Origin of the sequence: Acetoanaerobium noterae, from assembly GCF_900168025.1 — a bacterium.
Lineage (GTDB): Bacteria > Bacillota > Clostridia > Peptostreptococcales > Filifactoraceae > Acetoanaerobium > Acetoanaerobium noterae.
Map to the genome: position 1 here is coordinate 557,833 of NZ_FUYN01000002.1, position 24,120 is coordinate 581,952.

The 24,120-nt window shown below is 34.5% G+C and carries 19 protein-coding genes and 1 rRNA gene; 17 read left to right on the plus strand and 3 right to left on the minus strand.

Annotated elements, in window-relative coordinates; genetic code table 11:
* Window positions 1-107 precede the first annotated feature (107 nt).
* The 3 genes from galU to fsa all read left to right on the plus strand — a co-directional run bounded on the left by galU (window position 108) and on the right by fsa (window position 3,672).
* Entirely contained in the window at window positions 108-983 is an 876-nt protein-coding gene (galU, locus tag B5X47_RS06140; protein WP_079589304.1) for a UTP--glucose-1-phosphate uridylyltransferase GalU, read from the plus strand.
* Window positions 984-1,081: 98 nt separating this feature from the next.
* Entirely contained in the window at window positions 1,082-3,007 is a 1,926-nt protein-coding gene (locus B5X47_RS06145) for an S-layer homology domain-containing protein (RefSeq protein ID WP_079589305.1), read from the plus strand.
* A 17-nt stretch (window positions 3,008-3,024) separates the two neighbouring features.
* Window positions 3,025-3,672 carry a fructose-6-phosphate aldolase gene (fsa, locus tag B5X47_RS06150; protein WP_079589306.1) on the plus strand — a complete coding sequence of 216 codons (648 nt, stop codon included), beginning with the start codon at window positions 3,025-3,027 and terminating at the stop codon, window positions 3,670-3,672.
* 165 nt (window positions 3,673-3,837) lie between these two features.
* On the opposite strand, the gene B5X47_RS06155 is transcribed toward fsa, so the two are convergent.
* Entirely contained in the window at window positions 3,838-5,277 is a 1,440-nt protein-coding gene (locus tag B5X47_RS06155) for a nicotinate phosphoribosyltransferase (RefSeq protein WP_079589307.1), read from the minus strand.
* Between the two features lie 285 nt (window positions 5,278-5,562).
* Here B5X47_RS06155 and metG point away from each other — a divergent pair, with 285 nt between their 5' ends.
* Together metG and B5X47_RS06165 are read left to right on the plus strand one after the other, a co-directional pair.
* Complete coding sequence (gene metG / locus B5X47_RS06160) at window positions 5,563-7,518, plus strand: methionine--tRNA ligase (protein ID WP_200805088.1); 1,956 nt, start codon at window positions 5,563-5,565, stop codon at window positions 7,516-7,518.
* Window positions 7,519-8,289, plus strand: a complete 771-nt coding sequence (locus B5X47_RS06165; RefSeq protein WP_079589308.1) for a TatD family hydrolase — start codon at window positions 7,519-7,521, stop codon at window positions 8,287-8,289. It abuts the gene before it with no gap.
* A 171-nt stretch (window positions 8,290-8,460) separates the two neighbouring features.
* Here B5X47_RS06165 and B5X47_RS06170 read toward each other — a convergent pair whose 3' ends face one another.
* A complete protein-coding gene (locus B5X47_RS06170; protein WP_079589309.1) occupies window positions 8,461-8,943 on the minus strand; it encodes a hypothetical protein in 483 nt (160 codons plus the stop codon).
* A gap of 164 nt (window positions 8,944-9,107) precedes the next feature.
* Between B5X47_RS06170 and rnmV the strand changes: the two genes are divergently transcribed.
* A complete protein-coding gene (rnmV, locus tag B5X47_RS06175; protein ID WP_079589310.1) occupies window positions 9,108-9,653 on the plus strand; it encodes a ribonuclease M5 in 546 nt (181 codons plus the stop codon).
* Window positions 9,646-10,515 (plus strand): 16S rRNA (adenine(1518)-N(6)/adenine(1519)-N(6))-dimethyltransferase RsmA, encoded by an 870-nt coding sequence (gene rsmA, locus B5X47_RS06180; RefSeq protein WP_079589311.1) that lies wholly within the window; start codon window positions 9,646-9,648, stop codon window positions 10,513-10,515. Before rnmV ends, rsmA begins: the two co-directional genes overlap by 8 nt.
* A 210-nt stretch (window positions 10,516-10,725) precedes the next feature.
* On the opposite strand, the gene murC is transcribed toward rsmA, so the two are convergent.
* Window positions 10,726-12,087 carry a UDP-N-acetylmuramate--L-alanine ligase gene (gene murC, locus B5X47_RS06185; protein ID WP_079589312.1) on the minus strand — a complete coding sequence of 454 codons (1,362 nt, stop codon included), beginning with the start codon at window positions 12,085-12,087 and terminating at the stop codon, window positions 10,726-10,728.
* Window positions 12,088-12,337: 250 nt separating this feature from the next.
* Here murC and purR point away from each other — a divergent pair, with 250 nt between their 5' ends.
* From purR to B5X47_RS06235, 10 genes are all read left to right on the plus strand, one after another.
* Window positions 12,338-13,171, plus strand: coding sequence for a pur operon repressor (purR, locus tag B5X47_RS06190; protein WP_013360693.1), 834 nt, complete (start codon window positions 12,338-12,340; stop codon window positions 13,169-13,171).
* A gap of 75 nt (window positions 13,172-13,246) precedes the next feature.
* Entirely contained in the window at window positions 13,247-13,546 is a 300-nt protein-coding gene (gene spoVG, locus B5X47_RS06195; RefSeq protein WP_079589313.1) for a septation regulator SpoVG, read from the plus strand.
* A 158-nt stretch (window positions 13,547-13,704) separates the two neighbouring features.
* The gene (gene glmU, locus B5X47_RS06200; RefSeq protein ID WP_079589314.1) at window positions 13,705-15,060 is read left to right on the plus strand and encodes a bifunctional UDP-N-acetylglucosamine diphosphorylase/glucosamine-1-phosphate N-acetyltransferase GlmU; all 1,356 of its coding nucleotides are present in this window, start codon (window positions 13,705-13,707) and stop codon (window positions 15,058-15,060) included.
* 28 nt (window positions 15,061-15,088) lie between these two features.
* Window positions 15,089-16,045, plus strand: a complete 957-nt coding sequence (locus B5X47_RS06205; protein WP_013360696.1) for a ribose-phosphate diphosphokinase — start codon at window positions 15,089-15,091, stop codon at window positions 16,043-16,045.
* A gap of 153 nt (window positions 16,046-16,198) precedes the next feature.
* A complete protein-coding gene (gene pth, locus B5X47_RS06210) occupies window positions 16,199-16,759 on the plus strand; it encodes an aminoacyl-tRNA hydrolase (protein WP_079589315.1) in 561 nt (186 codons plus the stop codon).
* Between the two features lie 44 nt (window positions 16,760-16,803).
* Window positions 16,804-20,196 carry a transcription-repair coupling factor gene (gene mfd, locus B5X47_RS06215; protein WP_079589316.1) on the plus strand — a complete coding sequence of 1,131 codons (3,393 nt, stop codon included), beginning with the start codon at window positions 16,804-16,806 and terminating at the stop codon, window positions 20,194-20,196.
* 33 nt (window positions 20,197-20,229) lie between these two features.
* Window positions 20,230-21,294 (plus strand): peptidylprolyl isomerase, encoded by a 1,065-nt coding sequence (locus tag B5X47_RS06220; RefSeq protein ID WP_079589317.1) that lies wholly within the window; start codon window positions 20,230-20,232, stop codon window positions 21,292-21,294.
* A 42-nt stretch (window positions 21,295-21,336) separates the two neighbouring features.
* Window positions 21,337-21,813, plus strand: a complete 477-nt coding sequence (moaC, locus tag B5X47_RS06225; protein WP_079589318.1) for a cyclic pyranopterin monophosphate synthase MoaC — start codon at window positions 21,337-21,339, stop codon at window positions 21,811-21,813.
* A 54-nt stretch (window positions 21,814-21,867) separates the two neighbouring features.
* Window positions 21,868-23,454 (plus strand): putative polysaccharide biosynthesis protein, encoded by a 1,587-nt coding sequence (locus tag B5X47_RS06230; RefSeq protein WP_079589319.1) that lies wholly within the window; start codon window positions 21,868-21,870, stop codon window positions 23,452-23,454.
* A gap of 597 nt (window positions 23,455-24,051) precedes the next feature.
* A 16S ribosomal RNA gene (locus B5X47_RS06235) occupies window positions 24,052-24,120 on the plus strand; the annotation flags it as partial.

Here is a 24,120-nt window from a genome sequence, read left to right on the forward strand (position 1 = left end):
AAAGTTCAAAAAGGTTGGTTAAAAAGTAAACTACATAAAAATGTGATATAATATTAAAGATATGGATATAAACATATTGAAAATATTAATAAAATACGGAGGATATTATGCAGACTGTGAAGAAAGCTATAATACCGGCTGCGGGACTTGGGACTAGATTTTTACCTGCGACTAAAGCACAGCCAAAGGAAATGCTCCCTATAGTTGATAAGCCAACCCTGCAATATATAATAGAGGAAGCAGTAGCTTCAGGTATAAAAGAGATTCTTATCATTACTGGAAGAAATAAAAAATCAATAGAAGATCACTTTGATAAATCTGTGGAATTAGAGCTAGAATTAGAACAAAAAGGAAAACTAGATTTACTTGAAATGGTTAGAAATATAAGCAATATGATTAATATACATTATATAAGGCAAAAAGAGCCTAATGGATTAGGGCATGCAATTCACTGTGCGAAGAGCTTTATAGGGGATGAGCCATTTGCTGTTATGCTTGGCGACGATGTAGTAGATGCAGAGAAGCCATGTCTAAAGCAGCTTATAGAAGCCTACGAGGAATACCATACTACAATTTTAGGAGTGCAGCAGGTAGCAAATGAGGATGTTGACAAGTATGGAATAGTTGAGGGAAAATATATTGAAAACGGCATTTATAAGGTGAAGGACTTAATAGAAAAACCAGATATAGAAACCGCTCCATCAAATATAGCAATACTTGGAAGATATATAATAACTCCAGAAATATTTGATATATTAGAAAATACAAAGCCAGGCAAAAATGGAGAAATTCAGCTTACAGATGGATTAAAAACTCTGTGCAAGAATCAAGCTATGTATGCCTATGTATTTGAGGGCAAGCGCTATGATGTAGGGGACAAGCTAGGCTTTTTAGAAGCCACTGTCGATTTTGCATTAAAGAATCCTGAGCTTAGAGATGGATTTTTAGAGTATATGAAAAAAACAGTTAGCAGCAATATGTAATAAAATTGTAGTCTTAGAGAAATAATTTTACATTATAATTATATTTAAATATTGAAAATTAGGGTTGAATCTTAAGTGAACTTAGAGGAGGGGTAGCTATGACACGTGGAAAAAAAGCAGCATCGATACTGCTTTGCAGTGCAATGGTATTTTCAAGCTTTGCAACTTCATTTGCAGCATCATACACTGACATGTCAAAACACTGGGCTGAAAGCTATGTTCAAAACATAAAGGAAAAGCAAATTATCAGTGGGTATGAAGATGGAAGCTTTAAACCAGATAAATCTGTAAGTAGGCTAGAAGCTATAATTATGATAAGTAAGATGTTCAGTACTGATCAGATAAATCAGGTTTATGCATCTAAAAAAGATGCATGGGAAGGCAAGCTAGTAAGCTATAAGATTCCAGACTGGTCGTGGCCTTATGTAGTTTTTGCTGTAGAAAACAATATAATTCCAGGGACAGATGATTTTCTATCAAAAATAATGAATCAGTCTCAAAAAAATGTTCAAAATGCAGCACTTCGCTATGAGGTTATGGTTTATATGGTAAGAGCTTTAAACTGGGAGTCAGAGCTTGGAAAAACAGCAGTTTTGAAATACAAGGATATTCAAACAATACCAGCTCAAGCAATACCTTATATAGATATAATGATAAAAAAAGGAATCATAGGTGAAAGTGGAGATCAAAACGGGAATTTTGGAGCTCAAAGACCAGTTACACGAGCTGAGATGGCTGTAATGCTAGCCAATGCATATAAGTATGCGAGTCAGTTATCACCTACTATTAATACTGACACTGCTCAAGTAGATAGTAACAACGTTACAAATGTGCAAACTCCTAGCACTATTCCTTCTACAGGAACTCAAGCTGTTGCCAATAATTCGCTCAGCGTTATGGATGGTACTGTTGAGCTTGTGACTTCTGTTGGAGATTACACTAGCTTTACAATTTCTTCGGCATCAGGAGTATTTCACTCATTTGGAAACAACAATTCTATGATTCAAATAAAGATAGGAAATTCACCTGCAAGTCTTTCTGACTTAAAAATTAAGGATAAGGTTAAAGTTCTTTATGAAGAAGGCAATAAGGCGAGAAATATAATTATAGCTGATAAGGAACAAAAGGTTACAGGTGTATTTAGTGGAACTGGAATGGGAACAACAATTCAGCTTTTATCAGATGGACAGGTTCAAAGATATATATATGATGCTACTACCAAGATAACCTTGGATGGGATGAATGTAGATTTATCTCAAATCAGAGCTAACGACCAGATAGAAATATTCGTGCTTTCAGGCAAGGCGACAGAAGTTAAAGCCTATTCGTCAAACAAAACAATATATGGCACAGTGGCTGATATTAGAAGCAGTAGTATAGTAATAGAAGAAAATAGCAGAGAAAATAAGTATGAGGTTGCCGACGATGTTCGTATTACTAGAAATGGTTCAAGAGTATATAATTTAAATGAGCTTGGTATAAATGACCAAATTACAGCTGTTATGCAAAATGGCAAAATCACATCAATAGAGTCTGCGAGTGTAAAGTCTAGAATAAGAAAAGGTGTAATTAAGCAAATTCTTATTTCTTCAACCAAGACTCAAATTATAGTTGCAGATTCGGATAATAAGGATTATACCCTAGATGTAAATATAAATACGCAAGTTAGAATAGATGGTAGACGCTCATCTGTAAATGACCTTAAGCTAGGCTATGAAGTGGATGTATATCTTGACGGCAATATAATTGAAGAAATTTCTGCAGATGGAAGCTATAAGCAATCCATGTATGTAGGAAAGGTCGTATATCATGATGACAGAGACAGAATAATAGAGATGAAGGATTCGGATGGAAATACTATAAAAGTGTATTATGATAGTAGCACTATGATTGAAGATATAAAAACTGGAAACACCTTAAGAGCAAGACAGATATATAAAGGCGATGATGTAACTATAGTTGGTATAGAAAGACTAGGCGGTCTTGATGCTACTAGAATCATGGTTAGCATGCAGTATTATTAAAAACTAGGAGGAAGAAGATGAAGATATTTTTAGATACAGCAAATGTTGAAGAAATTAGAGAGGCAGCTAGTTGGGGGATTGTAGATGGAGTTACGACAAATCCTTCGCTTGTAGCTAGAGAAAAAAGAGATTTTAATGAAGTAGTTCAGGAAATATGCTCTATAGTAGACGGCCCTATATCGGCAGAGGTTATATCCCTAGAAGCAGAAAAGATGATTGTAGAAGCTAGAGAGGTAGCTAAAATTCATCCAAATGTAGTTGTGAAAATTCCTATGACTGTAGATGGCTTAAAAGCAGTATCTGTGGTTTCAAAGGAAGGCATAAAGACTAATGTTACTTTAGTATTTTCAGCTAATCAAGCCCTACTTGCTGCTAAAGCAGGAGCTACTTATGTTAGCCCTTTCCTAGGAAGACTAGACGATATAGGAACTGAAGGAATGAATTTGGTTAGAGATATAGTAGATATATTTGATATTCATGGCTATGATACGGAAGTAATAGCTGCAAGTATTAGAAACCCAATGCATGTTACTGATGCTGCTTTAGCTGGAGCTCATATTTCAACTATTCCATTTGGAGTTCTAAAGCAAATGACAAAGCATCCTCTTACTGACATCGGAATTGAGAAATTTATGCAAGACTGGGAAGGCGCATTTGGCAAATAGGAGTCTAGAAATAAGGCTTTAATATTAAATTCTATAGCTTTAAAATTACTCATAAAAAATCCTAGATTATTATCATCTACAAATAACAGCTTGTAGACATAATCTAGGATTTATTTTTTTAGGAAATTGTTTTACAGATTATAATAAGCTTGACTTAAATTCTAGCTATTGCTGATCTTTTTTTCTCATTTCAATAAGCTCGTTTTTAAGCTCCCAAAGCTTTTCTGATAAGTCTACTTTGTATCTTTCGGGAGATGAAATTCTTAAATATTGTGGCCAGAAAGAATCCTTTTCTTTTTGAGCATATTCTTTTATTTCTTTTACTTTATATCTATTAGTAGCAAGCTTGCCATCTACAAACAAAGGCTCAAGCAAATCTTTTGTATAGTAGTTGTAGAAAATCTTAGTTTTCCAAGTGTAAACTGGATGGAAGACTTTTAGGGGCTTTGATTCATCAATAGTCTCATCAGCAAGCATCATAAGGTCAGCTTCAGCTTTGTTTGTAGTTTTATTGTAAATTCTAACTACTCTTTTATAACCTGGATTATTTATTTTTTGAGGATCTTCAGATAGCTTAATTTTAGGCACTAGCTCACCATTTTCCATGGCTGCACTTAGCTTATATACACCACCAAGTGACGGCCAGTCGCTAGAAGTTATTAGCTTTGTTCCTACTCCCCAGATGTCGATTTTAGCACCTTGTGATTTTAAAGTGGATATAGCATATTCATCTAGGTCGTTAGATGCTGTTATCTTGACATTAGGATATCCAGCGTCATCCAAGATTTTTCTTATTTCCTTAGAAAGATATTCTAAATCACCAGAGTCTATTCTAACGCCCAGTGGCTCATGACCATTTGCTCTTAACTCGTCAAAAACCTTTATAGCATTAGGAAGTCCGCTTTCTAGAGTGTTGTAGGTGTCGATAAGCAGCATGGTTTTGTCTGGGTAGGTAGTTGCATACGCTCTAAATGCTTCTAGCTCTGTTGGGAATTTTTGTACCCAGCTATGAGCATGAGTTCCAAGTATAGGAAGCTCAAATTCTTGACCAGTAAGGACGTTTGAAGTTCCTACACATCCACCTATTACAGCAGCTCTAGCGCCATAAAGACCAGCATCTGGTCCTTGAGCACGTCTTAGCCCAAATTCCATAACAGGGTCACCGTTTGCACTGTAGCATACTCTAGAGGCTTTTGTTGCTATAAGCGATTGGAAATTAACCATATTTAGTATAGCTGTTTCTATTAATTGAGCTTCTACAGCAGGAGCTTTTACTCTTACTATAGGCTCATTAGGAAACATTATAGTACCTTCTCTTACTGCATATATTTCTCCTGTAAACTTAAAGTTAATAAGATAGCTTAAGAAATCTTCTCCAAACAAATTCAAGCTTCTAAGGTAGTCTATATCTTCCTCAGAAAATTTTAGGTTTTCGATGTAATCGATTACCTGCTCTATGCCAGCGATTATAGTGTAACCTCCAGAGCTTGGGTTTTTTCTGAAAAACATATCGAATACTAGAATATCTTCATGAATATTGGATTTAAAATATCCATTCATCATAGTTAGCTGATATAAATCTGTCAGCATTGTCAAATTTCTCATATGATAAACACGTCCTTTAGATTATTATGTTAAAACATGATTCATATAAAAGACACCATAACTATAATATTATTAATTAAGCTAGAGTGTCTGAATTTAATAGTACATAATCTAATTTTATCAGTATTTAGAATAAAGACAACCTTAAAATCAATTGTTTATTCTTTAACGATAAATTGGCTTTAAATAAGGCTTTAGAGCTTAATTAACTAGGCTTTGATTGACATAAATTTTTGGTTATTGTATGATAATTTTTATATACTTTAAATGATGGGAGTGATTGTTTTGTCAAATAAAACCTTTTATGTAACGACACCTATATACTACCCGAGCGGAAGACTTCATATAGGTCATACCTATACTACAGTAGCAGCTGATGCTATTGCTAGATATAAGAGATTTACAGGCTTTGATGTACGTTTTTTAACTGGAACTGATGAGCATGGAGAAAAAATCCAAAAGACAGCTGCTGAAAAGAAAATGATGCCGAAGGATTACCTTGACGGCATGATAGAGGATATAAAGAAACTATGGGAAACTATGGAAATCTCCTATGATGATTTTATAAGAACTACAGATGAGAGACATGAAAAAGCAGTTCAAAAGATTTTTCAAAAGCTTTACGATAAAGGAGATATTTATCTAGGAGAATATGAAGGCTGGTACTGTATTCCTTGTGAGAGTCTATGGACAGACACACAGGTAGGCGAAGAGCACCTTTGCCCAGATTGTAAAAGAGAGGTTCAAAAGAAAAAGGAAAGCTCTTATTTTTTTAAATTATCAAAATACCAACAGCCACTAGTTGATTATTATAATTCTCATCCAGATTTTTGTTTTCCTGAGTCAAGAAAAAATGAGATGCTAAACAACTTCATAAATGCTGGGCTAGATGATTTATCAGTATCTAGAACTACATTTGACTGGGGAATAAAAGTGCCTTTTGACGACAAGCATGTTATTTATGTGTGGATAGATGCACTTTGCAACTATATTACTGCACTTGGATATCTTTCTGAAGATGAAAGTCTTATGGAAAAATACTGGCCTGCTAATATGCAAATAGTAGGAAAAGAAATAGTACGTTTTCATACTATAATTTGGCCAGCGCTACTTATGGCTTTAGATCTTCCTCTTCCAGACAAGGTGTATGGACATGGCTGGATACTTTTCTCAGAAGATAAGATGAGTAAATCAAAAGGAAACATTGTTTATCCTGAGCCTATAATTGAAAGATATGGGATAGATGCTCTTAAGTACTTCCTTCTTAAAGAGTTTACTTTTGGGCAGGATGGTAACTACACAAATAGAAACTTTTTAACTCGTATAAATTCTGACCTAGTAAATGACCTTGGGAATCTGCTTTCTAGAACAGTATCTATGATAGAAAAATACAATGACAGCATAGTTCCAGAGCCAAAGGTATTTGACTCAGTTCATGCTGAGCTAAAAAAGGTTGCAGAGTCTATGCCAGCTAAAGTCGACGATGCAATGAACAGAATGCAGTTTAATGAAGCACTAGAGGAAATTTGGAAGGTAGTAAGAAGAAGCAATAAATATGTGGATGAAACTATGCCATGGGTACTTGCTAAGGATGAAACTAAAAAAGACGAGCTTGATACTGTTTTATACAACCTAGCAGAAGCATTAAGACTTGTAACAGTTATGATAAGCCCACTGCTTCATATAACTGCTAAAAAAATATTTGAGCAGCTTTCTGCTGGTGAAGAGATTAGAACTTATGAAAGCGCTCTTAGCTTTGGAGGCTTAAAGCCAGGAACAAAGGTTGCAAAAGGAGAGATACTTTTCCCTAGACTAGATATTGAAAAAGAGCTAGAGGTTATGGAAAGTATGTTTAAACCTAAAACTGAGGAGCCTGTAAAGGATGAAGCAGAAACTAAGGAAATCATTCACAAGGACGAAATAACTATAGATGATTTTGCTAAGATGGAGCTAAGAGTAGGTAAGGTCCTAGAAGCATCTAAGCATCCAAAAGCAGATAGACTTCTTGTATTTAAGATTCAGGTAGGCTCTGAAATAAGACAGATAGTTTCTGGAATAGCTAAGTTTTATGATCCAAAAGATTTAATAGGAAGAAATGTAGTAATAGTAGCTAATCTAAAGCCTGTAAATCTTAGAGGAGTAGAGTCTCAGGGAATGATACTTTCTGCTGCTACAGATGACGATTCTAAGCTAGTAGTAATTCAAGCAGAAGGTATAGAAGATGGAGTAGAGGTAAGATAAATGAAACTTTTTGATACACATGCACATTTGGATGATGAGAGATTTGACGAAGATAGAGAGCTTTTAATCGAAAAATTAAAAGAAGAAAATGTATCGCTTGTTGTCAATCCAGGAGCAGATATGAAAACCTCAAGAGCGGCTATAAAGCTAGCAGAGAAATATGATTTTATTTATGCTGCTGTGGGGATTCATCCTCATGATGTAAAGGATATAAAAGAAGAAGATTTGATAGAGCTTGAGCAGATGGCAAAGCACGAAAAGGTGGTTGCTATAGGCGAAATCGGACTGGATTATTATTATGATAATTCTCCTAGAGAGCTCCAAAGAGAGTTTTTTATAAAGCAGATTGAGCTTGCAAATAAAGTAAATCTACCTATAATAATTCACTCTAGAGATGCATCTATGGAGACCTATGAGATTTTAAAGGAATATAAAAAGGATATAGGATGCGTGCTTCATTGCTTTAGTCAAAGCATGGAAATGGCTGAGCTTTATCTTAAGCTAGGCTGTCATCTTTCCTTTGCTGGTCCTCTTACCTTTAAAAAGAGCCACAAGCTAAAAGAGGTTGCTAGAAATATGCCACTAGATAAGATTTTCATAGAAACAGATGCACCATATCTTACTCCGGAACCATTTAGAGGAAGACGAAATGACCCAGCTAAAGTTAAATATGTAGCAGAAGAGTTATCTAATCTAAGAGCAATATCAGTGGATAAAATAGCTGAGATTACTATGGAAAACGCCATTAAGTTTTTTAATTTAAGTTTGTAAAAATAGCTGCAATATTTACACAACAATAAATCCTAGATTATCATCATCTACAAACTTTATTTGTAGTGAGTAATCTAGGATTTTTAATTATGACTTTGCATAAGCTTACTAAGCAATTTTTATGCTATTTTTCAGACCTGAAGTTCAATTTGATTTTGTTATTTTTTAATATTAATAAACTTTGATTTTATCAGGATTGTATTTTTCAATTATACTGACGATTTTATCCTTGTCATCGCTAGGGTTTTCTACGATTAATATGAGCTCTCCACGTTCTTCTTTAAAAGACTCGCTCTTTTTGGAGAGTTTGTCGGTTGCAGAAAGAACAAATAAACCTATTAAGCTTCCTGCAGCAGCACTAGCTATAACTATAAAGAGAATTCCTGCAAAGGTGCTCATAGAGGAAAATAAATCCACCTCTACAGCCACAGCAAAAGCAACCCCAATTAGAAGTCCTAAAAAACCTCCAACCTTTGTGCTTATTCTAGATTTCTGCGCTTGTACTTGGGCAAAGTGGGTGTCATTAGTAGCTTCCTTATACTCATGCTGGGCTACAGTATAGACACGAGTGCTTTGTTTGATATTCTTTTTCACATCGAGCATGCAGTTGTGAGCTGATTTGTTATCATTGAAAAATGCTAGAATGCTAGGCATAATATGCACCTCCTCTTAATCTGTTAATTATATACCCCAAAAAATGTAAAATAACGCAGTGCACAAATTTATTTCTAATAATAAAAATTTGCCTCTATCTTTCTGTCGTGATATTATGATTAATGCGATAAAATATTATATAGAGTGTATAAAGGATTGAGATAATGATTAAAGAAGTAATAGTTGTAGAAGGCAAAGATGACATCTCAGCAGTAAAAAAAGCTGTAGATGCTGAAGTTATAGCTACAAATGGATACGGCTTTCCAAAAGGAGTAGTTGAAAGAATAATAAAGGCTCACAAGGAAAGAGGCATAATAGTTCTTACTGACCCAGACTATGCTGGAGAGCGGATAAGAGATAAAATAACAAAGCTAGTAGGAAATTGCAAGCATGCCTTTATATCAAAGGAAGCCGGACTGAAAAATGACGATGTAGGTGTGGAAAATGCTTCACCAGAGAGCATAATACTGGCTCTTGAAAAAGCTAGATATGAAGAAGTGGATAAGAGAAATGAATTTACTCAGGCCGATATGCTAAGTTATGACTTAGTAGGAATGGAAAATGCCAGCTTTAGAAGAGATGTACTTGGAAAAAAGCTAGGAATAGGCTATTGTAATGCAAAGCAGTTTTTAAACAGGCTCAATAACTATGGTATTGAAAGAGAAGAATTTGAAGCGGCATTAAAGGAGCTGGAAATAGATAATGAATAATTTAGCCTCGCATAAAATTACAAAAGATATAGTAAGTAAATACGGGTTTAGATTTACTAAGTCTCTAGGACAGAATTTTCTAGTCGATGAGCATGTACTGAGCCAAATAGTTGATAGCGCAGAAATAGATAGCGAAGATACTGTAATAGAAATTGGACCAGGGATAGGAACGCTTACTAGAGAGCTGTCATATAGAGCAAAGCAGGTTATAAGTATAGAAATAGACAAGAACTTAATACCTATACTAAGTGAAACTCTCGCTGATAGAGATAATATTAAGATAATAAATCAGGATATACTCAAAACTGATTTGCATGAGCTAGTAAATGAATTTTCGCCAAATAGGAAGGTGAAGGTAGTTGCTAACCTGCCATATTATATTACGACTCCTATAATAATGAGATTCCTAGAAGAAAAAGTTCCACTTAAAACCATGGTTATTATGATTCAAAAGGAAGTTGCAAATAGAATAAACGCTGTGCCTAGCACAAAGGATTATGGCTCTCTTTCTGTAGCCGTTCAGTATTATTGTGATACTGATATCGTTGCAAAAGCTCCAAAAGGAGCATTTATCCCAGAGCCAGGCGTAGACTCAGCTGTTATCAAGCTAGAGGTCAAAGAGGATAAAGGGATAGAGCTTATAAATGAAGATTTATTTTTTGAAGTAGTAAAAGCTGCATTTTCAAAAAGAAGAAAAACTCTTCTTAATGCACTTTCGACCTTTGGAAGCATAGGGGGAAAGCAAGAAGCAAAAATGGCATTAGAAATTGCTAACATAGACGCTCAGCTTAGAGGTGAAACTCTTGATATGAAGCAGTTTGCTTCACTTGCAAATGCCTATGCAAAGGTACTAAATAAATAGGAAAGATACAATAAAAGAAAATAAAGTATTATTTATAGATTAAGAAGTGTGTTTAATACACAATAAAATAAATCCTAGCATATTCAGATTTACAAAATGTAAATTCTCAGTATATGTTAGGATTTTTAATTTATTTTGATTTATAAATTATATTAAAGGGATTTTTGATTTTTTATATCAATTTTTTTATGCTTGAGATATTTATTAACGTTATGAATTTGTTTTATGAAGCAATGATTCTCCTAGAGTGTACACATCTCCAGCGCCTATAGTAAATACTATGTCTTCAGGCTCAAGGACAGAACCTAGATAGTTTTGAACTTCATCTAGTGAACCTATGTAGAGTGCATCCTTTCCAGATTTCTTTATAGCTTCGACCAAATCCTTTGAGTGGATATTGCCAGGATCCTTTTCTCTAGATGCATAGATATCAGAGATGATAACTACATCTGAATCGTTAAAGCTAACTGCAAACCTATCTAGAAGCTCTTTAGTTCTAGTATAGGTGTGGGGCTGGAAAACAGTATAAAGAACATGGTGCTTAATCATCTTAGCAGCGCTTAGAGTAGCGGCAACTTCAGTAGGGTGATGAGCATAATCGTCATAAACTTTGATTCCGTTTACTTCACCTTTATATTCAAATCTTCTGCCAACACCAGTATAGGATTCTATACCAGTTTTTATTGCATCAAGTGGAAGCTTGCTTACATAAGCAGATAGTATAGCTGCTGTAGCATTGAGGACGTTGTGCTTTCCAGGCACTTGCAAAGTGAATCTGCCTATGAATTTATCATCCATAGATAGAGAAAAAGTTGCATATCCTGATGAATTATAAACCTCATCGTGAATTATTGCCTGACAATTTTCATTTCTTCCAAAATATATTTTAGTTTTATCTACATCTTTCAAAGCATTAAGTATATTTTCGTCATCTCCGTTTGCAATTACAAAGCCATCAGGCTTTACCTGAGATGCAAACTTTGCGAAGGAAGCTTCGATTTGTTCTAAACCTGAAAAATAATCTAAATGGTCTTCCTCTACATTTAAAATAATTGCTATTTTAGGATAAAATTTTAAGAAGCTGTCCACATATTCACAGGCTTCAGTTATAAAAACCTCCGAGTTACCTATTCTGACATTTCCATCGATGACACTTAGATTTCCACCGACTAAAACTGTAGGATCCTCGTCGTTTGCGTTAAAAACAACAGTTGTCATTGAGGTAGTGGTTGTTTTGCCATGAGTTCCTGAGATAGCAATAGAATTTTCATATTTTTTCATGATATCGCCTAAAAATTGAGCTCTATCAATTATGTTTAATTTTAAACGTCTTGCTTTTGCAAGCTCGGGATTATCTTCCTTTACAGCAGCTGTATAAACTACTAAATCTATATCTTCACTTAATTGTGACTCGTCATGTCCTATGTAAATAGTAGCGCCCTCGTTAATAAGCTTTTGCAAAATTGGACTCATGGATTTGTCTGAGCCTGACACCTCGTACCCTAAGTTAATACAGACGTGAGCAAGTCCGCTCATGCTGATACCGCCGATTCCTATAAAATGTATCTTCATATATTGGCAACTCCTTAAAATTATAAAATATAATTTAAGATATAATTATACTTCTAAATGCAATATAAATCAATAATCTTAAAATCCTTAATGAGTATATCACAAAATAACATTTTTTTCTTAGAAAATTGCAAAATGCATCTTTTAAAAAACAAACATCCGTGGTATATTTATGGTTAAATGTACGGATTATATAAAATATATACCGTGTTTTCTCATATTTAATCGGATTTTTAAAGGAGCTTAATATATGAAATTAAAAAGAAACGAACGAATAGGTGCAATAGTAAAAATACTTACAGAGCATCCGAACAAAACATTTACTTTAAGTTATTTTACTGAAAAATTCAATACAGCAAAATCCACTTTGAGTGAAGATGTCATGCTTGTAAAAAGCGTATTTGAAAGAATGAAGCTAGGAAGAGTAATAACCATTCCAGGAGCATCTGGAGGGGTGAGATATATTCCTGACGTTTCAAAGGATGAAGTTTACAACTTTCTTCAAACCATAAGCAAAAAAATTCAAAGCGAAGATAGAGTTCTTCCGGGAGGATTTTTATATCTTATAGATATAATTTACGATCCAGACATTGTTGCGTCTATCGGAAACATTTTTGCATCAGTGATTGACTATACAAATGTAGATTATTTGGTGACCATAGAAACTAAAGGAATCCCTATGGCACTTATGACCGCCAAAGCTATGAACATACCACTGCTCATTATAAGAAAGAACTCTAAGATTTCTGAGGGCTCATCTCTTGGAATTACATATGTATCTGGGACTAGTGGAACTGTTCAGACGATGAGCTTGCCACGCAGAAATATAAAAGAGGGCTCTAGGGTAATTCTCATAGATGATTTTATGAGAGGCGGAGGAACTTTAAAGGGAATGCATGATTTAATGAAGGAATTCAAAGTTGAAGTTGCAGCTACTGGGGTATTAATATCGACCACCAAGCCTGAAGAAAAGATGATAGATAATTACTTTTCTCTTCTAGAACTGGATGAACAAAGTGTAAAGAACAAGGTTTGGCCAAATGAAAAAATAATTAACAAAATTTCAGAAAATTTAAATCTTTAGCAGGAATTTTGATTTTGATGTAGAACTTTAATTCATAGGACGAATAAATATTAAGCAAAAAGGAGTGGAAAACAGATGGAAATTACGGATGTGAGAGTTAGGAAACTATCAGAAGAAGGTAAAATGAGAGGTATTGTGTCAGTGACCTTTGACAATGCTTTTGTTGTTCACGATATCAAAATCATTGAAGGACAAAGTGGATTGTTTATTGCTATGCCTAGCAGAAAGGTTGGAGAAGGAGAGTTTAGAGATATTGCACATCCTATAAATTCTGAGATGAGAAAATCCCTCCAGGATGACATTTTAAGAGCCTATGAGGAAGCTAAGGTCAGAATGGAAGTTGAAGAAGACGAGGATTATGTAGAGCAAGAATAAAAATAAAAATTATTGAATAAGTCTTGTTGCAATATGCAATTAAGGCTTATTTTTTTGTTTTTTTAACAATTCTATACATTTTTTGAAAAAAATGCTATGATAGTCTATGGTAAACACGAATGATTTCTTAAAAAAAACTTATAAAGTGAGGCTATATTATGAACTTGAAGATTGTAATCCTTGCTGCTGGTCAGGGAACAAGGATGAAATCCAAGATTCCAAAGGTACTGCATAAGGTTTTAGATAAGCCCATGCTAGACCATGTAATGGAAGCTGCTCAGGTGGTAACAAATAATAAACCAATAGTGGTAATTGGCCATATGTCTGATATGGTAAGAGAACACTTAGGAGATAAAGCTGAAATTGCACTTCAAGAGGAACAGCTTGGAACAGGACATGCAGTCATGATGGCGGAGCATTATATTGACGATGAAGATGAGGTCCTTATACTTTGCGGAGATACACCGCTTATTAAAGGTGAAACCTTAAAAGAGATGACAAAAATAAAATCAGAGGGTTATGCAGCCGTTGTTATGAGCGCAGTAGAAGATGACCCAACTGGATACGGAAGAATAATAAGGGATGAGTCAAACGACTTTATGCGCATCAGAGAGCAAAAGGATGCAAGTGAAGAGGAAAAGGCCATTAAAGAGATTAATGCAGGAATGTACATAATAAATGGAAAGCTTTTGAAAGAAAATCTATCGAAATTAAGTGTAAACAATGCCCAAAGAGAATATTATCTCACAGATGTCCTAGAGCATATAAAAAATGCAGGACATAGAATTGGCGTTTATCAGGCTGATAAAATGGAGATCATGGGTGTAAATAGCAGACTCCAGCTTAGTGAAGCTGAAAGAATTATGAGACTTGACGTAAACAAAATGCACATGGCAAATGGAGTGACCTTAATAGATACAAACTCAACCTATATCGATAAAAATGTTAAAATAGGAAGAGATACTATAATATATCCTAACTGCCATATAAAAGGAAACAGCGTTATAGGTGAAGATTGTATTATAAGAGAAAATACTACAATAGAGGATTCTCATATAGAGGATCATGTTACTATAAAAAGCTCAACTATATTAAGTAGCAAGGTAGGAGCTAGAACTACGATTGGACCATATGCTTATCTAAGACCAAAATCAGTTTTGGGGGAAGATGTAAAAATAGGTGATTTTGTAGAAGTCAAAAATGCTGAGATAGGAAACGGCTCAAAAGCATCTCATCTTTCATATATAGGTGATGCAATAGTTGGAAAAAATGTTAATATAGGATGCGGCGTAGTATTTGTGAATTACGATGGGAAAAATAAATTTAAGAGCATTGTTGAAGATAATGCTTTTATAGGATCTAATTCTAATCTGGTAGCACCAGTTACAGTAAAAGAGGGTGGCTATATAGCTACTGGCTCTACTGTTACAGTAGATGTTCCAGAGGGTGCTTTATGCGTAGCAAGAGCTAGAGAGGTAATAAAAGAAGGCTGGAGAACTAAAAAAGGATTATAGATAAAATATTTTAGGAGGTCATTTTGTAATGAACACGAGTGGTAGTGAGATTAAGATTTTCACAGGTAATGCTCATAAGGAACTTGCAGCAGATATTGCAAAGGAGTTAGGAGTTCCATTAGGAGATGCAGAAGTTGGCCGTTTTAGCGACGGAGAAATATCTGTAAATATTAATGAAACAGTAAGAGGGGTAGATGCTTTTATCATCCAACCTACATGTTCACCTGTAAATGGAAACATCATGGAACTTCTTATTATGATTGATGCTTTTAAAAGAGCATCAGCAGGAAGAATAACAGCTGTTATTCCGTATTATGGATATGCAAGACAGGATAGAAAAGCTAAGGCAAGAGATCCTATTACTGCAAAGCTTGTTGCAAATCTAATTACAGCTGCTGGAGCTGACAGAGTTCTTACTATGGACCTTCATGCTGCTCAGATTCAAGGATATTTTGATATTCCCCTAGACCATTTACATGGAGGACCAATTTTAGCTGAGCATTTTAAAAAGAAAAATATTCAGGATTTAGTTGTAGTGTCTCCTGATTTAGGAAGCGTTGGAAGAGCGAGAACATTTGCAGAGCAACTGGATGCACCTCTTGCAATTATTGACAAGCGTAGACCAAAAGCCAACGTATCAGAAGTTATGAATATAATAGGTGATGTAAAAGACAAAAACGTTATATTAATTGACGATATGATAGACACTGCGGGTACGCTTGTAAATGGAGCAGAAGCTTTAAAGAAATTTGGAGCTAAGGAAGTTTACTCTTGCTGTACTCACCCAGTTCTTTCTGGACCAGCGATAGACAGAATAGAAAAATCAGTGCTTAAAGAAGTTGTGGTATTAGATACTCTTCCACTTTCTTCTGAAAAGCGTATTGAAAAGATAAAAGTTGAAAGCGTAGCACCGATATTTGCTTCAGCTATCAGAAAAATATTTGCAAACGAGTCAGTAAGCAAACTATTTACTGTAGAGAAGTAGTTTAAAAGCTTATAGTTTAGTCCAATAATTATAAATAAAAGTTTAGATTAAATTATAAATTAAGGTACTATATTTAAGTACTATATAAGAAATTGACATTCCAAGAGCCTAATACTAGGCTCTTTTTGGGCGTTATACGAAAGGAAGAAATGTATGTATTTAATCGTTGGGCTTGGGAATCCAGGTTCTAAATATGAAAAGACAAGACATAATGTTGGGTTTGTCACGGTGGATGTATTGGCAGGACAGCTTGGAATCAAAGTGAACAAGCTAAAATTTAAATCTCTTATAGGAGAGGGGAATATTGGCTCTGAAAAGGTCGTGCTTATAAAGCCGCAGACATATATGAACCTAAGCGGTGAAGCTGTGATGCAGGCTATTAATTTTTATAAGCCAGATCACGATAAAATTTTTGTAATATATGACGATATTGATTTAGATGTTGGAAGACTAAGAATCAGAAAAAAAGGAAGTGGTGGAACTCATAATGGTATGAGGAATATCATTTACTTAACAGGATTTGATGATTTTCCTAGATTTAGAATAGGAGTTTCTAAGCCAAAGAATGGACAGGATTTAGCGAGCTTTGTTACCTCTGGATTTAATAAGGATGAAATTAAACCGCTTTGCGAAGCTATTGACAATACGGCTGATGCTATAGTGCTAGCTATAAAGGAAGATATAGATAAAGCTATGAATAAATACAATGTATAGGTTATAGAGTTTATTGGATTTTTATTTGAGAAGGAGCCTTTGATATGCAAGAAGACATATTTCTTCTGAATTTACAAAATAAAACTGAATTTTCCAGTGTTCTTGGTAATATCAGTCAAAATAAATCACCTCTTCTTATAAATGGGCTTCTTAGTTCTCAAAGAGCTCATATAGCTCATTATTTAAGTGCTAATTTAGAAAAAAAGCTAGTACTTGTAACCTCAAACGAGATTGAAGCTGAGCGTATATATACAGACTTGGAGTTTTATAATCCGGATAGAGTTTTGTTTATTAAAAACGAAGAAACTAGATTTTATGCCATAGAAGCCAAGGATAGAAAAGAAGAAAGCAAAAGAATAGAATCTCTTATTAGGCTTGCGCAGGAAGACTATGACATTCTAGTCTTATCAGTTGAGACTTTAATGAGGAAGTATTTGCCTAAAAGACTTTATGTGGAAAGCAAGCTGGATTTAGAAATAGGTTCAATATGGAATTTGGCAGAGTTAGTTGATTTACTCGTTCATTATGGCTATGAGAGAGAAGCAAGAGTAGAAGGACCAGGGCAGATTTCTCTTCGTGGAGGGATTCTGGATATATACCTGCCAACTGCTGAGCTTCCTTATAGATTGGAATTTTTTGACGATGAAATTGATTCTATACGAACCTTTGATCCGATAAGTCAGAAATCTATAGATAAAATTAAGCAGATTACTATCAGTCCAGCTAGAGAATTTTTATTTAGAGAAGGCTTTGAAGAAGCAGCTAAGAGACTTTCTGATGATTTAAGTAAATCCAGTAATGATGACCTAGCTTTTGACATTGAAAGAATTTCTGAGGGTCATTACTTTGAAGGTATGCATAAGTATATAGATTATATATATCCAGATGAAAGAAAGGATTTATTTTCTTATATTAATAAAGAAGCTATTTTTGTGATTCATGAGCCAAATAGAGTTTTGGAAAAAGGGGAAAACTATTTCGAAGAGTTTTCTGAAGATTATAAACACGCTCTTGAAAAGGGCTTTGCGTTAAAAGGACAAGGAGAGCTGCTTTATAATCTTGATTATGTTACTGAATACATGGGAAGCCATTTTATTGTATTGCAGTCGTTTCTTCCAAAGTCAGTTAAAGGATTTAATACAGCTTCTATAGTGAATTTTGAAACTAGAGAGCCTGTGTCCTTTCAAGGAAAAATTCCAGCGCTACTGGAGGAAATAAAATACCAGAAAAAGCAAGGCTATACTATAGTTCTAGTTGAAAGAGATGAAGATACTATAATGAGCCTTTATAAAGAGCTTTCGAATGCTTCTTTGGAGCCTATATATCTAAGAGATAGAAAAGCTGAAATTCCAGAGGGGAAAGTAGTTTTAGTAAAAGGAAGACTTACTGAAGGCTATGTTTACTCCAAAAGCAAGCTTGCTGTAATATCTGATAAAGAAATGTTTGGAGTAACCAAAAAAAGCTCAAAACAAAAAATCAAGCACAAGGGTAAAAAAATAGAAAGCTTTATAGATTTAAAAGCTGGAGATCACGTAGTTCATGAAACTTACGGGGTAGGTAAGTTCGTAGGTATAGAATCCAAGAAGTTTGATGATATAAGAAAAGACTATATAAAAATAGTCTATAGTGCTGGAGATGCCCTGTATGTTCCTTTATCGCAGATGGATAAAGTTCAAAAGTACATCGGTACTGGAGCTGGGGATGCTGTAAAGCTAAACAAGCTTGGAACCTCTGAATGGAAAAAGACAAAAGCAAAAGCCAAAAAAGCAGTAGACGAGATTGCTCAGGATTTAATTGATTTATATGCCGAAAGAAGAGACGCAAGGGGCTATGCATTTACAGAAGACACTCCTTGGCAAAAGGAGTTTGAGTCGCTATTCCCTTATGAAGAAACTGTAGATCAAATAAATGCCATTGAGGATGTTAAAAAAGACATGCAAAACATCAAGCCTATGGATAGACTTATATGTGGTGATGTAGGATACGGAAAGACCGAGGTTGCTATTAGAGCTATATTTAAAGCTTGCATGGATTCTAAGCAGGTAGCTTTTTTAGTTCCTACGACTATACTTGCTCAGCAGCATTACAATAATTTAAAAGAGAGATTTGCAGGATATCCTATTAGGGTTGAGGTAGTGAGTAGATTTAAAACAAAAAAAGCTCAAGAGCAAATCATTGACGATGCCAGAAGAGGTTTAGTTGATGTATTGATTGGAACACATCGCATATTATCAAAGGATGTTTCGTTCAAAGATTTAGGGCTTCTTGTAGTGGACGAAGAACAGCGTTTTGGAGTGAAGCATAAAGAGCTACTCAAAAAGCTTAAAAAGGATGTAGATGTACTTACTCTTTCTGCGACTCCTATTCCTAGAACCTTGCATTTCTCATTGTCTGGAATTAGAGATATGAGTCTACTTGAAGAACCACCAGAAGATAGGCATCCTATAATGACTTATGTGACTGAGGCAAGAGAGGGAATAATTCTAGATGCTTTAGAAAGAGAGCTTGCAAGAGGCGGTCAGGTTTTTTTTGTATACAACAGAGTTCAAACTATTGATAAGATGGCTGATATAATAAGAAGACTGGTTCCAGATGCTAACTTAGCGGTTGCTCATGGGCAGATGAGTCCTAGACAGCTTGAAAATATAATGGTGGATTTTTTAGAAAAAGAGTATGATATTTTACTGTCTACTACGATAATAGAAACTGGTATGGATATATCAAATGCAAATACTATGATAGTTTATGATGCAGATAAAATGGGGCTATCACAGCTTTATCAGCTAAGAGGAAGAGTAGGAAGATCCTCTAGGCAAGCCTATGCTTACTTTATGTATCAAAAGGATAAGGTGCTTACCGAAGTGTCTGAAAAGCGTCTTAAAGCAATTAAAGAATTTACTGAGTTTGGAAGTGGATTCAAAATTGCTATGAGAGACTTAGAAATACGTGGAGCTGGAAATATACTAGGTGAAAGACAGCATGGACACATGACTGAAATAGGATATGATTTGTACGTTAAGATGCTAGATGCTGCGATTAGAAATCTTCAAGGACAGGTCGTAGAGCAAAAAGTAGACACGGAAATAGAACTCGATATCAATGCGTATATCCCAGAAAACTATATCGACGATGAAATGAGCAAGATTGAGATTTACAAAAAAATAGCATCAATTGAAAGCAAGCAAGACCTTTATGAGATAGAAGAGGAAGTAGAAGATAGATTTTCAAATATACCTGAGCCTGTTAGAAATCTTATGCATATAGCATATATAAAAGCTCTTGGAGAAAAACTTGGAATACTTAAAATAAAACAAAATAAAACAGTTATTTCTTTTGTTGGTCCAACTCCTGAAAGTAGCGTGAAAAAAGACTTTAAGGAAAAGGAAAGTTACAAGTTAATTACAAACATATCATCCTTCCTAGAAATGATGTTATAATACCTTTATGAATTTTAAGGAGTTGATTATTAGGTGAAAAAATTATTAAGTTTGATAATGTCATCGCTGATGATATTCAGTTTGGCAGCTTGCTCAAATACAGCATCTGCTAATGAATGGGCAGCGAAAGTAAATGATGTAGAAATTTCATACTCTGATTATGAAAAAAATCTAGCGATTATTAAAAAACAAATTGAAGCTACAGTAGGGGCTGATATTTGGACTCAAGACTCAGGACAAGGCAAAACCTATAATGAGATTTTGAAAGACCAAGTATTAGAGAAGCTAATTGAAGATCAGCTGATATTAGCTGAAGCAAAAAAAGAGGACATAACAGTTGATGCTGATGAGTTTGAAAAAGAATTCACTCAGTTTAAAGAGCAGGTTAAAAGCTTACCTGATTATGAAACCTTTTTAAAAGAAGAGGGTATCACAGATGAATTTTTAAAGAAGCAATTAGAGACAGATACAATAGTGTTTGAGTATAAGGAAAAATTCATGGAGAAAAATACACCTTCTGAAGAAGACTTAAAAAAATACTACGATGACAATCAAGAAAACTACAATGTGAATGAAGTTAAAGCATCTCACATATTATTAAAAACAGTAGATGAAAACTTTGTTCCTCTACCAGAGGATAAAATTGCTGAAATTAAAAAAGAGGCAGAAGCAGTACTTGCAAAAGTAAATGCTGGTGAAGATTTTGCAGCTCTTGCTAAAGAGTATTCGCAAGATGAGGCATCAGCTGTAAACGGAGGAGATTTAGGCTTCTTTGCTAAAGGAGTTATGGTTAAAGAATTTGAAGATGTTGCTTTTACTCTTGAGCCTAACCAAGTCTCTGATTTAGTTGAGACAACTTACGGATACCACATAATAAAGGTTTTTGAAAAGAAAAACGAAGTTACTCCTTTTGAAGATGTAAAAGAAAACATAAAGAATGAGCTAGCTCAAAAATCTTATTTAGATTTTGTTGCATCATTAAAGGAAAGTGCTAAAATAGAAAAAAATGATGCTGCTCTAAAAAAAGCTGATGAAGAATCAAAGAGCGAAACACAAAGCGAAGAACAACCAGCTGAGGAAGAAAGTACAGAAAATTAATATATTGCAAATTATAAACCTAAGTTTAAAGGAGCAGTAAAAATGGAGCTTACACATATCGATGAAAAGGGTCATGTCAGGATGGTGGATGTAGGAGAAAAAGCTATATCTGCAAGAGAAGCTAAAGCCCAAGCAATTGTTAAGATGAATCCAGAAACCCTAACGCTTATCTGCGAAGGAAAAATGCCTAAGGGAGACGTATTCTCTTGTGCTAGAATAGCAGGGATTATGGCTTCTAAAAAAACGCATGAGCTAATACCGATGTGCCATAATTTGCCTATAGATTCAGTCGAACTCGATATAAAGCCTATGGGAAGTGACCGTGTATGTATCACTGCAGTTGCAAGATGCCATTATAAGACTGGAATCGAAATGGAAGCTTTAACAGCTGCTACTGTTGCAGCTCTTACGATTTATGATATGTGCAAGGCCGTTGATAAAAAAATGGAAATAAGCGAAATATTTTTATTAGAAAAAACCGGTGGAAAATCGGGACATTTTTTAAGAAATAATGATTGATTGCAAAGCAGGTATTTAATAAATACCTGCCTTTTGTTGTGAGGAGGTTAATTCATGAGTAAAAACTCATTTTTAAAGGGAGCTGTTGTTCTGGGAGTTGCAGGTCTTATAGTAAAGATCTTAGGAGCTTTTTTTAGAATACCTCTTGGAAGATTGATAACTAGTGAAGGTATGGGCTATTACCAGACAGCTTATCCTATATATGTATTATTGCTTTCGATTTCTACATCTGGATTTCCTATAGCTATATCAAAAATGGTATCTGAGAGAAGAGCTGTTGGGAATTATAAAGGTGCACATAGAGTGTTTACTATCACATTGAAAATATTACTTGTCTTAGGCCTGCTTACGTTTTCAATATTCTTTTTTGGTGCAAGAATTATTGTTAACGCACTTAACAACCCAAATGCATATTATTCCATGGTAGCTTTGGCTCCAGCTTTGTTGTTTGTACCTATAATGGCTGCGTACAGAGGATATTTTCAAGGTAGAAACAATATGACACCTACAGCTGTATCTCAGATTATAGAGCAATCAGCTAGAGTAGGTTTTGGCTTGATACTAGCATATTTTCTTATGCCAAAAGGGCTAGATTATGCAGCAGCTGGAGGTTCTTTTGGAGCTACAGCAGGAGCAATATTTGGCATGGCATTTATTTTGTTTGTATATTACATAAATAAGCCTAAAATTGAAAAAGAACTTTTGAAAAGTGAAGAATTTGAAGAAGAAAGCTATAAAGTAATAATAAAAAGTATGCTCACTATTGCTCTTCCTATTATAATAGGAGCTTCTGTTATGCCTATTATGAATATGATAGATGTTTCTATAGTAATAAATAGACTTATGGCATCTGGTTATAGTCAAAGTGAAGCTAATGCACTTTATGGACAGCTCACAGGAATGGCTGCTACCTTAATAAATCTGCCACAAGTATTAACTATGTCTATAGCTATGAGTATAGTACCGGTAGTATCTCAAGCATATGCGCTTAGAGATATGGAGAGTGTAAAGGAAAATGCAAACCTAAGTGTAAGAATGGCGGTGCTTTTAGGACTACCATCTGGAGTTGGACTTATGGTTCTTGCTACGCCTATAATGCAGCTTCTATATCCTAACGAGCCAGCATCGATAGGACAGATACTATTTTTCATGTCACTTGGAGTAGTTTTTTTAAGCTTAATTCAAACCCTGACAGGAATTCTTCAGGGCTTAGGGAAATCTCAAATTCCAGTTATGAATCTTTTCATCGCAGCTATATTTAAGCTAGTATGCACATATACTCTTACATCTATTCCTTCTCTTAATGTAAAAGGAGCGGCGATAGGTACTGTGCTTGCATACATGATAGCTGCAGGACTTGATGTATATTGGGTTAGAAAACTTCTTAACATAAAATTTGATATAAACCATCTTCTGATAAAACCTCTTTTAACAGCAGCTATTATGGGAGTAGTTGCGAAACTTACTCATATGGGGCTTACTGATAAGCTAGGGAATTCATTATCTACTGTCATAGCCATAGTATTAGCGATGATTGTTTATGTTGTAGTGCTTATTCTAATTGGAGGAATAACTAAAGAAGAGATAGAAAAATTACCTAAAGGCAAGAAGCTAAGTAAATTCATTCCATCTAAAAAATAAATCAATATAAATTTATGATATGAAGCTTTAACGTTTTTAATAAAATAGATTGAGGATCTGCTTTGAAATAGAAAAATAAAATATAATAGTTTTTAACGTTAAACTATTATATTCTATTTGACTTATCAGGCAGTCCTTTTTTATTTTAGATCTAGATATCTGAATTATTTTAAATTAGGTGAGTTCTCATTATTTATTATTGTTAATGCTAATATAACTTTTATTTTATAGAGTGTTGAATATTCAAGTGTTATAAGAAAAATCTACTTGTTTTTAATAATTTTATTTTCTGTGGATTAATTGTGGAAAACAAATGAATGCGTTGGTAAAAGTAAAACCTGTGATTGGAAATAATTCACAGGACTGTGGATTAAAAAAAACTTTTAAAAAAGTGTTGACGGTTAAAAGTCATCGTGATATATTAATACATGTCCTCAGCGAGAGGGCAAAACAAACAGCCTCGAAAGAGGAAATACGAATTAATAGATGAACTTTGAAAACTGGATAGTAAACCATAAATAGTTTTTAATTTCGATTAAAAACCACACCATTTATGAACAACAACCAAGTCAGTAAATTTTTACTGAGACAAGGATTATATTTGAGAGTTTGATCCTGGCTCAGGATGAACGCTGGCGGCGTGCTTAACACATGCAAGTCGAGCGG